Genomic DNA, 13,996 nt, shown 5'->3' on the forward strand with positions numbered 1-13,996 from the left:
CCGATTTGGACGCCGCAGGCGCCCGAAGGGCGAGCGCCATGAATGGCGTGAGTCAAAGCGCAGCGTGCCCATCAAAAATTTGGAAAAAGCTGGAACATATAGCAAGAGCCTGGAAATGCATCGCATAACTATCGCCACCAAGGATTTTTCCAACCCCGCCTCTCGCGGCATGCGCGCATTAACACTGCTGCTCTGCCTGCAACTGGTCCTGCCCGTCAACCTGCTCGCGGAAGTTGTGGTGGACAAGAGTGCGGAAAAGGAAAAACAAGCGGAAGTGGAGCGGGCGGCCAACGGCGTCGAGATGGTCAATATCGCCGCGGCCAACCAACGCGGTGTCTCCCACAACAAATACGAAAAATTCAATGTCGATGCCAGCGGCCTGATCCTCAACAACGATGCCGGAATCCATCAGTCCCAACTCGGCGGCCAGGTCGCCGGCAACAACAACCTCGCGCAAAGCGGCAGTGCGTCGCTGATTCTCAACGAAGTCACCCACGCCAATCGCTCCAGTCTCAAGGGCCATATCGAAATTTCCGGCCAGTCGGCGGAACTGGTGGTTGCCAACCCTTACGGCATCACCTGTGCCGGCTGCGGTTTTATCAATACCCCGAGGGCCACCCTGACCAGCGGTGTGCCGCGCCTGCAGGACGGCCAGTTGACCGGTTTCGATATCCGCGCTGGCGAAGTGGCTATGGAAGGTTCCGGCCTGGACGCCAGTGGCCTGAACAACCTGGATATCTGGGCGCGCAGCATCAAACTCAGCGCACCGCTGCTGGCTTCGGACCTCAGTCTGATCGCCGGGGTCAATCGGGTGGCCTACGGCGATCGTCAGGTCTTGCTGCTGTCTTCATCCGGAGAAAAGCCCCAACTGGCGATAGACGCCAGTGCCCTGGGCGCCATCCAGGCGAACCGCATTTTTATGCTGGCCACGGAGCAGGGAGTGGGCGTGCGATCGCGCGCCGATATGAGCAGCGCCGGCGATTTCACCCTAACCGCCGATGGGCGTATTCAATTGAGTTCCGCGGTTGCGGGAGAGAGTGCGCGGATACAGAGCTCCGGACAGCTTTCCGTTGGCGAGAGGCTGTATGGTTCGCAAGTTTCCATCAGCGCACAGAAGACCGTCAACAGCGGTCTGCTCGCCGCCGAATCCAGCCTGTCCATCGAGGGTGCGGAACTGCAAAACAACGGCAGCCTGCTCGCGGGTATCGACCGGCAGGGACAGGCGGTGGCCGGCGGCGCGCTGGAGATCCGCGTCTCCGACAGCCTGGGCAACAGTGGCTTGGTTGCCGCGGAGAATGTGCAGTTGCACAGCGCCGTTATCGAAAACCGCTCCGGAGAAATCCAGGCGGACAAGCTGCTCTCGTTGAGCGGGCAGACACTGGACAACAGCGGTGGCGAGATCTACGCGCTGGGCGGCGGGCATACCCAGTTGACATTCGATCAGGTCGCCAACCGCAATGGCGTTATCCAGTCAAACAGCGAGCGTCTTTCTCTTTTTGCAGAGGATTCCCTCGACAACAGTGGCGGTAAACTGCTCCATTTCGGCGAGGGCCTGCTCGCGCTGAATGTCGGCGCTGCGCTGGACAATATCGGCGGGCAGATACAGTCCGCGGAATCCCTCCGCCTTGATGCCCGGAGCCTGGACAACAGCGACGGCCTTGTCACCGCACTCGGCGGCGAGTCCACGCAACTTAACCTGACCAGCTTCACCAACAGCGGCGGCCTGATTCAATCCGCGAGTCGGCAGCTCTCCCTTTTCGCACAGGAAAGAGCGGACAACAGCAACGGCAGCCTGCTGCATTTCGGCAGCGGTGGATTTTCCGTGGATGCCGGCTCGCTGCTCCGCAACAGCGGCGGGCAGATCCAGTCTGCCGGGGCACTTTCACTCACTGGAGAGTCGCTGGACAACAGCGGTGGAGAAATCTACGCCCTGGGAGGCGACGGCGCCCAACTGACATTTGATGAACTGCGCAACCGCAGCGGCCTGATCCAGACCCAGGGAGACAACCTCACCATCGCGGTATCCGGCTCCGCGGACAACAGTGGTGGCCAGCTGCTGCACTTCGGCGAAGGCGCCGTGTCGCTGGATGTGGGCGCGGTCCTGGACAACCGCGACGGACAGATACAGGCGGAACATGATCTCGCACTGAGCGCCCTGAGTCTGGAGAACAGCGGGGGTTCTGTCACCGCGCTGGGCGGCGCATCCACGCTGCTGAACCTTGGGCTGCTGGACAACAGCGGCGGCCTGATCCAGTCGAAGAGCGATACCTTCTCGATCGCCACGCAGTCTGCCGTGGACAACAGCGAAGGCGGAATCCTGTATTTCGGCGCGGATCGGCTCTCGCTGGATGTGGGCACGGCGCTGATCAATAGCGGAGGTAAAATCCAGTCCTCCGGGATTTTTGCGATTTCCGGCAGCTCCCTGGACAACAGTGACGGGGTGATCAATGCGCTCGGCGGCGAAACCTCTCAGCTGCAAGTGGAAAGCCTCGTCAACCGGGGCGGCGCTATCCAGAGCCGGAGCGATACCTTTGCACTCTCGGTGCAGTCCTCCGCGGATAACAGTGGCGGCAGCCTGCTGCATTTCGGTGAGGGCCTGTTTTCCCTGGAAGCGGGCATCGTTCTGAACAGCGATGGTGGGCAGATCCAGTCGGAAAATGACATGCTGCTGTCCGCACAGAGCCTGGACAATAGCGGTGGCACCATTACCACCCTGGGAGGAGACTCCGCCCGCTTTCAATTGGGCGCTCTGCGCAACAACGGCGGGGTGATCCAGTCCCAGAGTGATGAACTCTCCATCAGCGCTAAAGAGTCCATCCAGAATATCGGCGGCACCCTGAAACAGCTGGGTGCCGGCGGCCTGCAACTGAGCACCGCCGGCGATATCGACAGCGCCGGCGGCCGCCTGTCTGTCTCGCACCAGGCAGCAATCACGGCACAGCACCTCTCTCTCGCAGGGGCCCAGGTTTCAGCGGACCGGCTTCAACTGGCGCTGTCCGGCGACCTGGACAACAGCGACGGCCTGATCGACACCAACCGCTTGATCGTCGAAGCAGGTGCGCTGAACAACCGCGGCGGCAGTCTGCGCGCGGTGGCGGCGGAAGACGGCAGTCTGCTGCTGAACGTCTCGACAGTCGACAACAGCGGCGGCGTGATCGAAACCGCGGCCCTCAATCTGTCCCTTTCCCTGGAGCGATTCGACAATACCGGCGGCGAGCTGCGCCATGGCGGCAGCGGCGAACTGAGCCTGACGCTGCTGGACCAGTTGACCAACCGCGGAAAGATTCTCTCCAACGGTGCTATCCGGGTCGATACACAGAATTTCCTCAACAGCGACCTGTCCGTGGCCGGCACCCTGATCGCCGCCGGCGACCTGTGGATCGACGCCGGGGAAACGGTCAACAGTGGCGGTACTGTGGAAGCGGGCGGCGCGCTGGCGATAAACCTGCAGACCCTCGAGAACCGCTCTGGGCAGATCCAGTCCCTGGGCGGTGCGGAGTTTTCGCTAATCGTCGATGGAGCGCTGGACAACAGCCAGGGCGGCATCCTGGCCAGTGCCGCCACCAATATGCGGGTACAGGTGGGCAGCGGACTCAATAACGCCGCGGGCAGCCTGCTGCACTCCGGCAGCGGCCAGTTGACGGTAAATGCAGGCGGTACAATCGACAACCGCGCAGGGGAAATCACCGGCAACGGCTCGCTGCTGATGGACGGCAACGACGAAATTCTCAACGGTGGAAAGGGGTGGATATCTGCCAGCGGCAACCTGACCCTGGATGCCGCTGGCCAGTTGGACAACAGCGGCGGCACCATCGCTTCCGCGGGGAATTTTTCCATTCAAGCGCAGGAAGTGCGCAATGTCGGCGGAACCCTGGCCGGCGCCGGCGAAGCCTTCAATCTCGCCAGCCGCGGCGCCATCGACAACCGCAGCGGCGGGAGTATCGAGACAGCGGCACAAAGTGCGGGCATCAAAGCCGCCACCGCTATCGACAACCGCGGCGGCCGGGTCAGCCACGCCGGCGGCGGCGAGCTGAATGTCATTGCCGCTCGGATAAACAATTCCGGCGACGGCACCATCGGCTCCAACGGCGGCCTGCGCCTAAATACCGCCGGCAACCCGTTCAACAACAACGGCGGTACACTGCTGGCGGTGACTGATCTGTGGATGAATGCCAGGGGGCTGGACAACCGCAACGGCTATATCGAACAGGGCTCCGGGCTGCTGAACCTGCTGTTGGGCAGCGGCAGCCTGCTGAACACAGATGGTGAAATCTACTCCGACAACCACCTGAGCGCCCAAGCGGCTGCCATCGACGGCGGCAGTGGGGTTATCCAGGGCAGGAACAAGGTCACCCTGAACGCCGACAGCGTCGCCCTGGAAAAACTGGGCGATGTGCGGGCGGGACAACAGATCGTTATCGATAGCCAGGGCAAGATCACCCAGGCCGCCGGTTTCACATTCCGCACCGATGCCGACCTGACGCTTACCGCGAAGGACCAGTTGGAGAACGCCGGGGAAATATCCAGTGCGGGGGCCCTGGATGTTCAGGTCCAGGGTATCGACAACCGCGCCGGTGGGGTTATTTCCGGGAGCAGCGCGAAGATCGGGGGCGGAGCCCTGGTCAACCGCGGACGTCTCATCGGCGCCGACTCACTGCGTCTGGAGGGCACATCCCTGGCCAACCACAGCGGCGCGGTGATTGCCTCCGGCGGAGACCTGACGGCCTTTATCACGGGTTTGATCGGTAACGATGCGCTGATCTTTGCCGGCGCCAATCTCAATCTCTATTCCGATAGGCTGATCAATGATCGCGCCGATATTTATGCCCTGGACAGTATCCATATTGCCAGGGACCACAATAACGCCAAGAACAGCCGGATGGAGAATATCTCCGGGCTAATCGAGAGCCGGAACGGCACTATCCGTATCGATAGTGCCAACATCGTTAACCGCCGCACTCATCTGGATATAACCAGGGATGAGAGCCTCTCCGCTCTCGATCTGATCGACAATCCCAATGATGTTTTCCTGTTCGATCAGGCACTACTCGGGTGGAGTGTGCCGGGGCAGAGCTTTGAGACCAATGAAGAGTGGGTTTCATTTTGGGTGGACCGCCATATAGAAAGGCTCAATGGCCTGCCCGGAGGCGATGTTCCCCAAGGTGTAGTGGATGATGTAAAAGACAGCCTCTATCCATGGGCAAATTTTACCGGAATAGCCGATAAAGATTTTGTCTGGAATATTCTGAAAAAAGAAATTGAATACCTGGAAGAGGCCGTACCACAAAAGATAGCGGAAAGCCGCAATGCGCTCAGTGCGCGACTCTCCAATGTCAAGCCGGGTTTCCAGGTTGTCGATTTCGAGCTGGGACGGTACGACAGCGAGGGTGAGCGGGACTACCTGGCCAGAATCGAGCACACCTATACCGGCGAAAGCACCTACAGGGAAAAAGTGGATAGTGCTGGCGCAGCCGCGCAGCTGATGGCCGGAGGGGATCTTATCCTTAACGGCGGCGGTATCACCAATCGATACAGCACCATCAGTGCCGGCGGCAATATCCAGATGACGGGCAGCAGCCTGGACAATATCGGCCGGGAGCTGCAGCGCAAGGAAGAAATAACAAGAACCGTCTACGGTTACCATAAAGGTGACTATAAACAGATAGAAGGCGAAAGCACAAAGGTTCATACAACGATCGTTGATTCCGTTCCCGCACTGATCCACGCCGGCGGCAATATCACCGGCACCTTTACCGGAAAAATCAACAACGAAACCATCAGCGGGGGTGTTGCTTATAACAGCGACAATCAGCGTTCCGCGAAAACCTCCACCAGTGGCAAGGCGCGCAGGGCACATTCGAAGCAAAGCGGCAGGGAAAGTGTGGAAACCGGTGCGCTCGGCACCAGCGCACCCGACGGCAGTGGTGAAACCGTCAGCATCGACGCCCGCCAGAGTGAAGACGGCGAGATAGGCGGAGTCGTCGGCGAGGCTGTTCGCGAGGCGGAAACCGTCGATCAAAGTGGACCGCAGAACACCGCTGAGCAAAACCTCGAGCGCATCGCCGAGGCCGGCAAGGCGGCCCTGGACCCGCTCGCCACCCACGGCTTCCAACTGCCGGACGGCGGCCTCTTCGTGCAAAACCTGGAAGCCGGCAGCCCCTACCTGATAGAAACCAACCCGGCGATCACCGACTTCACCAACTTTATCAGCTCCGACTACTTCCTCGGCCAACTGGACCTGGACGCCGAAGCCCTGCCCAAACGTCTGGGCGACGGCTTCTATGAAAATCAGATACTGCGCGACAGTATCTTCCAGGCCACCGGCCAGCGCTTTTTGCATCCCAGTCTGGCCAGCGACTACGACCAGTACCAGTGGCTGATGGACAACGCCGTCGCCACAGCGGAAGACCTGGATTTGTCCGTGGGTGTGGCGCTCACCAGCGAACAGATCGCCCTGCTGGAAACCGATATCGTCTGGCTGGTGGAGAGCGAAGTCCAGGGCCAGGCGGTGCTGGTACCGGTGATCTACCTGGCGGATATCGACAACCGCCAACTGCTGGAAAACGGCGCCCTGGTCAGCGCCGGCGGCGATATCCAGCTGTCCGGCAGCGAAATCCACAACAGCGGCGGCCTCAAAAGCGGCGGCCGACTGGCGCTTTTCTCCGAGGGCTCCATCGTCAACAAGGAGGGCGATCTGGTGGCCGGCGGCGATCTGCTTGCCAGCGCCGACCGGGACATCCACAACCTGAGCGGACGCCTCCAGGGCAACAGCGTACTGCTCAACGCCGGCGGCAGCATCGTCAGCGAGACCCTCACCCGCACCCTGGAAAAGAGCACCATCGAGGGCAGCGCGGGCCTGGAATCCACCAACACCGCCGTGGCCGGTCTCGCCAGCGTCAGCGCCACCGGCGGCAAGTTGGTGATGCAGGCCGGGGAGGACATGCGCCTGATCGCCAGCCGCCTCAATGCCGCCATGGACGCACAACTGGTCGCCGGCGGCGACCTGGTGCTGGACACCAAAGCGCTGGAAGAACGCAGCGCCGCCTGGACCGCCAGCGGCCACAACATCCGCGAGCGCACCGAACACCTCACCAGCGGCATCGAGGCCGGCGGCAACCTGCAACTGGCCAGCGGCGGCGACACCCGCCTGTCCGGCGCGGAACTGACCGCCGGCGACAATATCGGCCTGCAGGCCGGTGGCGGCATCACCATCGCGTCCGTCACCGACAGCCAGACCACCGACTACCACCGCGAGGAAAAAGGCTCCGGCACCTTCGACAAGGACAAGACCGTCACCGAACAGCACCACAGCGAACAGGTGATCGGTTCCAATATCACCGCCAAAAGCGGCCAGGTCGCCATCGCTGCGGAGGGCGACGTGGCGGTGCTGGGCAGCAGTATCCATGCGGAAAAGGATATCGCCCTCAGCGGCGAAGATATCACCGTCGCCGCCAGCGCCTCCGAGGAATCCCACCTCAGCGCCAAAACCGAATCCGGCGGTTTTGAAAACGAAAGCCTCGGCGAAGCCAGCTACCAGCTGCAGCTGGCCGCCTCCGAACTCAACAGCGCCAGCGGCAATATCAGCCTCGACGCCGCCAAAAACATCACCCTCGCCGCCGGCAACCTGATAGCGGGCAGCGGCGACATCAACCTCACCGCCGTGGACGACCTGCTGATCGCCGCCGGCGAAGTCATCGAATCCACCAGTTCCTGGTCCGAAGACTCCGGCTACTTCAGCGGCGGGGACTTCTACGCCTCCGAGCAACAGAGCGGAGCCACCGAGCAAACCCTGGCCCAGGGCAGCCAGATCAGCGCCGGCAACGATATCAACATCGACGCCGGCCGCGCCAAGGTCATCGGCTCCGACCTCAGCGCCGGCAACGACATCGTCGCCGAAACCGATATCGGCGATCTTGAAGTCCTCGCCGCCCGGGAAACCACCCACACCACCTACGATGAAAAACAGGTGCGGGTCAGTGCCGGCGACGCCGCGCAGAGCCTCGCCGACCCGGACGACCTGGTAAAGGTCGAAGACGGCCAGCTCAAGATCAAACTGGCCGACGCCGAGTACCACCAGCTCGACAGCGAAAGCACCCAGGTTAGCCACAAAGGCTGCGAGCTTACCGCCGGCAACGACATCGAACTGAACGCCATCGGCGACCTCACCATCGAAGGCTCCAACCTCGCCGCCGATGCGGATACCTCGGGCGAAGGCGACGTCGTCCTCTCCGGCGAAAACGTCATCATCAAGGAAGCCAAAGACAGCCTGCAAACAAAAACCAGCGAAACCACCGGCAGCGCCGAAATGAGCGCCGTGGTGCAACACCAGGCCGTCGAAGTCGCCAAAGCGGCGAAAGCCCTGAAAGACTCCACCGACAACCTCAAACAGGCCAAGGAAGACTACCGCAAATACCAGAAGGACCTGGGCAACCTTGAGGACACCCTGGACCAGCTCCAGGCCGACTACGCCAATGACGAGCCAGGCGTCACCCAGGCGGATATCGTCGAACTCAAACAGATCATCGACGACGCCGAAGGCGACAAGGAATGGTACCTGGCCGGCGTTGCCGCCGCGGCCGCGGACGTCACCTCAAAAACCACCCTGCTGGTACAGCAGACCGCCGCCGCCGCCCAGAGCACCGGCACCTACGGCTTCAACGCCGGCGTGCAACTGGATATCGACGCCTCAAAAACCGATACCGAAAGCCACCAGACCAGTTCCCTGGCCAGCAGCCTCAGCGGCAGCAATATCCGCATCCAAACCGGCAGCGGCAACGGAGGGAAAACCACCGGCAACACCCTGATCCGCGGCAGCCACCTGCAGGCGGACAACCGGATCACCATCGACACCGGCGACCTCGACGTTACCGCCAGCCGGGACACCGCCCAGTCCAGCACCGAAAACCAGCACGGCCATATCAGCGTCCAGCAGACCGTCTACGGCGTCACCGGCGGCCCCGCCGTCAACGCCAGCCTGGACCGCAGCCAGAGCCGCGACCGCCAGACCACCTACAACAACAGCACCCTGAACGCCGACAACATCAGCCTCAACACCACCGGCGACGCCGCACTCACCGGCGCCAACGTGCACGCCAACAACCAACTGGACGTCAACATCGCCGGCGACCTCACCGCCGAATCCCAGCAGAACCGCGCCAGCGGCAGCAACACCAGCGCCGGCCTCAGCGGCGGGTTCGGCACCAGCGGTGGCGACAACAGTAGTCTCAGCAGCGTCAACGGCGGCGCCAACAGCGCCAGCGGCCGCTACCAGACAAAAGAAACCGTCCTCACCAGCCTCACATCAGGCGGCGAAGCCAATATCGACGTCGGCGGCCACACCCAGCTCACCGGCGCCCTGGTGGCCACCGTAGACGAAGAAGGCAACGACCTCGGCAACCTCAACCTGAGCACCGGCACCCTCGACTACGCCGACCTCAGCAACACCGACTACAGCAGCCAGCAGAGCGCCGGCCTCAGCACCAGCGTCGGACTGAACGGCGCCAACCCCGCCGACCCCGCGCAGCAAAACGCACAGGATGCGACCGGCAACGACGACCTGCGACTGAACACCTCCAACGTCCAGTACAGCAACAACAGCCACTACAGCAAGGACAAGAGCCTGGCCACCGTAGGGCAGGGCAATATCACCGTCCGCGACGAAGACAGCGAAAAGAACGGCGACCTGGCCGGCCTCAACCGGGATGTAACCAGCACAGAAAAGGAACTGTTCGAAGTCGATCGGCAGGAAGGCAATATCGACGTGACTGTCGATCACCGTGTGCTTTCGAAACAGGGCTGGGAAGAGATTTCGAAAGACGCAGCGGCTCTTAAAGAGGCTGCCGCAGTTGGAGCGGACTACTTGGAATCGGTGGTTGTCTCCTTGCCGGAAGAACTGGCCGACCAGACAGGCCCTCTTGGCGAAGGCATGCACGACACCCTGATCCGCCAGGGATACGACCCGGAAGAGGCACAAGCCCTCCTATCCGACCCGGACTTCCAGCAGTATGTAGTGGAAACGGCCAATCAACTGAGAGAGGATATCGAGTCAGCCGACCCGGCAACGCTGACGGCACTGGTCGAAGGGCAGGAATTAAGTTTTGGCGCAACAGGAGAGTATGTAGCAGGAGCAGACGGAGAGCTGGAGCACGTACAAGTCACCTCCAGCGGCGAGCAGCCCTTGCCGGGCAAGCTAAACGACGGCCTGGCCACCGCCAACGACTATCTCAACACCCTGGACCCGACCGCCCGGGACATGGCCATGCTGGCGGCCAGCTTCGCAATGGGTGGCCCGGTCAAGCAGGTCGCTGGTGTCGTAATCAATGAAATGGTCAACGCCGCGGCTGGGGAGCAGATCGAACAGGCTACCGAAGTCGTTGCCGAGGGCGTAACCGAGTGGGCCATCGGCGAGCGACAGGAAGGTGGTACACAGGCAGATGAGGCAGCCTATGATCGTGCTGTTGAGGGTAGCAATCTGGGCATATCCATTGCTACGGGGATTGGGCTGCCTGGAAGAAAGACCAGTGATAGGCAGTCTCATGACAATGGTTCTGGTGGTAGCTTTGGTGGTGGATCTGGTGGAAGTTCCAGTGGTGGTTCTGGTGGCAGTTCCGGTGGAGGATCTGATGGTGATTCGAATTATATAGACCTTACAGATGACAAGGGTCGAAAGCATATTCTAGAGGGCGATGGCCCTGGTAAAGGAGGAGGTCATCGATATGGGACCGGTAAACCTGGGAAAAGTGAGTTCCCGGGAAATTGGAGTGATGAAAAGATTCTCCACGAAATATCGGATATTGCTACGGACCCTAAATTGAATTGGTCAAAACCGGATAGGCGTGGATATATTGCTGCCTCAAAAATGGTCGAAGGAATACAAATAAAAGTTGTTGTTGATACGAAAAGTGGAAGAGTTGTTACCGGCTACCCAACCAATACGCCGAGGAATAGTAAGTGAGCAAAGTTGATATAGATGGCTTCGTTGAAAAAAAATTGCTAGGTATATTAGAGGAAATGGAAGCTCAAAAGTCCTTGAGTACGAGTTACCCTGAAGATGGGTTGTCTTTTGAAGAGGAAGTCCAGCAAATTCGGGAATATATAGAAGATGCAGGTGAATATAGCATTGCCTATGAGGTTATTGTGGCTAATCTTGAGCAGATTCCATTTTTGTTGACAGGGTCAAGTGCTGTTGCTCTATTAGAAGTTGGACTAGTTATGAAGTATAAGACAGATAGAGAAGAGGATTTGTTTTTAGATAGCCGGGAATAAACTGTGTCCTGCCCGCTGTTCGTTTATAGCCCGGCAGGTGAGAGTGTCCAAAATTTTAGGAGCATGGGGTCGCGTTTTACACTTTACATGGGGAGGGGCATGGGGTCGGGGAGGAGCATGGGGTCGCGTTTTACACTTTACATGGAGGAGCATGGGGTCGCGTTTTACACTTTACATGCACCGGTATGATCTGAGTAAAAACAGGATGGAAAAGTTCTCGGTCACAAAAAAGGGAAAATGACCAATTCGTCCCAAGACTGAGGTGCGGCTCTTTCAATAGGATTGGTAGCAGAGTGGGAAAACCGGGACTGGAGACTGTAAATTAAATTGTGTAACTGCCTCTGCCAGTTGCCTCTTGGTAATCGGCGAGACGGTCGCCAAATTCTGCCATAAAGCGAGAGGCGAGCCAGATACATCTATCTGGCTCGCTTCTCGTAGACGTATCCTGTCCAGTCCGTAGGTATTTGAAATCGGAGGCCGGCAGCTTCTACCTGATAGAAACCAACCCGGTGATCAGAAGAACGCAGCACCGCCTGGACCGCCAGCGGCCACAATATCGGCGAGCGCACCGAACATCTCCCAGCGGCATCGAAGCCGGCGGTAGAGTCTCGCGCAAAGCCCGGAAAGGCCGGATGATAGCACCGCAGTAAATGGTGCCGTGCCTCTGGCCGCCGTGGACTCTATAGCTGGAGCCCCTCGTTGGGCTCCTTTTACCACGGTGCTACACTGAAATCAGGCAGCATCCGGAACCGCAGTTATGGTCACCGAAGTCGGCCGCACTTCCCCCCGCAGCGCCTGCATCCTGCTGGCCCCCAACCAGTCCCTGTCCCTCTCGGGTAACCTTTGGGTGTTCATCTCCCTGGTGGCCGTCTCCCTGGGCATCAGCCTCGCCTTCGCTTTCGCGGGGGCCTGGATGATCCTGCCCTTCGCGGGGCTGGAGTTGCTGTTGCTGGCGGTGCTGTTCGGCTATGTGTATCTGGAGGGGTCGCGCCGGGAAGTGATCCGCATCAACGCAGAGCGGGTGGTGTTGGATTGCTGCCGGGGCTACCGGCAGCAGAGTATCTATCACCAGGAATTTGCCCGCGACAGCCTGTCTGTGCTGGTGCGTATGGGGGGCAGCGCTACGGAGCCGGCGTCCATCAGCTTCAGCGGGCCCGAGGGCTGTCTGGAAGTGGGGGAGTTCCTCACCGATGCCGAGCGGGCTTCGCTGGTGCAGAAGCTTGGTGAGTGCGGTATCTGCGCGCAGAAAGAGCGCTGTTACCGGGTAGAGGAGTTCTGACTTTAATCCGCTTTTCGCTCCCGTATAATCCCCGGCTGGTTTAAAGCAGCTCTACAGGGGGCATCGATGGCATTTCCCAGGATCGGCAATCTGGCACCAGCCTTTACACTGACGAATCAGAGCGGCGAGAAGGTGTCGCTCAAGGATTTCCGCGACAAAAAGAACGTGGTGCTCTATTTCTATCCCAAGGCGCTGACACCGGGCTGTACCACCCAGGCCTGCGGCATTCGCGACAGTGCCGGGGACTTTACCAAACTGGATACTGCGGTGCTTGGGGTGAGCCCGGACCCGGAGAGCAAGCTTCAGAAGTTTATCGACAAACACGAGCTGAATTTCGACCTGCTCGCCGACGAGGATCACAAAGTTGCCGATAAGTACGGCTGCTGGGGCCTGAAGAAGTTTATGGGGCGGGAGTATATGGGCCTGCTGCGCACCACCTTTATCATCGACAAGAATGGACGTCTGCGCCATATCATCGACAAGGTCAAAACCAAGAGTCACCACGACGATGTGCTGGGCTGGATTCGGGAGAATCTCGCATAGCCCTGACGTTCGAACCCTGGCCCCCTGGAGTGGGCCAGCGCCCTGGTTCACCTCTAACCTGTCATTTGTGACACGGCCCAAAAAAATCACCTGTCGTCCCTTGCATTTTCCCTCCATGGTCTATACTGCGTTGTGTAAAGGTGCGCCGGCACCGGAGTTGTACCCCGTCGGGGGAGGTGTCGGAGCGTTAAAGGATAAAATTTGTACAGCTCTGTGAAGGATTCGATGTCTGTTTCAGGTGCCTCCCAGCACTCGGATAGTAGTCTGCTCTCGCAATAAGTCAGGGAGAGCAGGTTGTGGTAACAGGGAATCGCAGGAAGCGGGCGTAGAAGAATAACCGCGGCTCACGGACCCCATAAGGAGCAGCTCGATGAACCAAATTCAGCCAGACCAGGCTTCTCTTTCAGAAGATAAGCCCCTGCAGCAGGCCAGACTCTCTGGTGACTCCAATATCCTCGACCAGTTGCTGGCGCCGCCGGAAGCAACCAGCTTCGGTATAGCCGCGCGGGTGATCGATGTGTTGGAACAGCGTATCGGCAAGGCATCCCTGGCAATTCGCCCGGTGTCCTCCGATCTCAGCATGTCCACCCGCACTCTGCAGCGCCGCCTGCAGGAGCACAATCTCAGCTTCGCCTCGCTGCGCGACCATGTGCGTTTCCGCCATGCGGTGCACTTCCTCAAGGATACTGCACTGAGTGTCGACGGCATTTCCCGTATCCTGGACTTTTCTGACAGGACCAGCTTCACCAGCGCCTTCAAGCGCTGGACCGGCATGTCGCCCACCGGCTACCGCCGGCAGGTGCGCCAGCGCTTTTGATCCTCTCGGGGCGAGCGGGCCGGCCATGGCCGGCCCTATGCATTGCCTGCAGACGACAAACCCGCTAGAGTTGGCCCACAATTATTCAAGGC

General features: G+C 60.0%; 5 protein-coding genes. All 5 read left to right on the forward strand.

What is annotated here, in order from left to right:
* The first annotated feature begins 115 nt into the window (after positions 1 to 115).
* The 5 genes from FHS09_RS03915 to FHS09_RS03935 all read left to right on the forward strand — a co-directional run bounded on the left by FHS09_RS03915 (position 116) and on the right by FHS09_RS03935 (position 13,904).
* Positions 116 to 10,954 carry a two-partner secretion domain-containing protein gene (locus FHS09_RS03915; protein ID WP_183456929.1) on the forward strand — a complete coding sequence of 3,613 codons (10,839 nt, stop codon included), beginning with the start codon at positions 116 to 118 and terminating at the stop codon, positions 10,952 to 10,954.
* Positions 10,951 to 11,265, forward strand: coding sequence for a hypothetical protein (locus FHS09_RS03920; RefSeq protein ID WP_183456931.1), 315 nt, complete (start codon positions 10,951 to 10,953; stop codon positions 11,263 to 11,265). The genes FHS09_RS03915 and FHS09_RS03920 overlap by 4 nt, the downstream gene beginning before the upstream one ends.
* 757 nt (positions 11,266 to 12,022) lie before the next feature.
* Positions 12,023 to 12,544: a DUF2244 domain-containing protein gene (locus FHS09_RS03925; RefSeq protein WP_183456933.1), complete on the forward strand. Its 522-nt coding sequence runs from the start codon at positions 12,023 to 12,025 to the stop codon at positions 12,542 to 12,544.
* Positions 12,545 to 12,610: 66 nt separating this feature from the next.
* Positions 12,611 to 13,087 carry a thioredoxin-dependent thiol peroxidase gene (gene bcp / locus FHS09_RS03930; RefSeq protein WP_183456935.1) on the forward strand — a complete coding sequence of 159 codons (477 nt, stop codon included), beginning with the start codon at positions 12,611 to 12,613 and terminating at the stop codon, positions 13,085 to 13,087.
* Positions 13,088 to 13,457: 370 nt separating this feature from the next.
* The gene (locus FHS09_RS03935; RefSeq protein ID WP_183456937.1) at positions 13,458 to 13,904 is read left to right on the forward strand and encodes a helix-turn-helix domain-containing protein; all 447 of its coding nucleotides are present in this window, start codon (positions 13,458 to 13,460) and stop codon (positions 13,902 to 13,904) included.
* Positions 13,905 to 13,996 lie beyond the last annotated feature (92 nt).

The organism is Microbulbifer rhizosphaerae, from assembly GCF_014191725.1.
In the GTDB taxonomy this organism is placed as follows: Bacteria; Pseudomonadota; Gammaproteobacteria; order Pseudomonadales; family Cellvibrionaceae; genus Microbulbifer; species Microbulbifer rhizosphaerae.

Coding starts and splice junctions, on each gene's coding strand:
- FHS09_RS03915 (WP_183456929.1), top strand. CDS start 116: ATGCATCGCATAACTATCGCCACCAAGGATTTTTCCAACCCCGCCTCT.
- FHS09_RS03935 (WP_183456937.1), top strand. CDS start 13,458: ATGAACCAAATTCAGCCAGACCAGGCTTCTCTTTCAGAAGATAAGCCC.
- FHS09_RS03925 (WP_183456933.1), top strand. CDS start 12,023: ATGGTCACCGAAGTCGGCCGCACTTCCCCCCGCAGCGCCTGCATCCTG.
- bcp (WP_183456935.1), top strand. CDS start 12,611: ATGGCATTTCCCAGGATCGGCAATCTGGCACCAGCCTTTACACTGACG.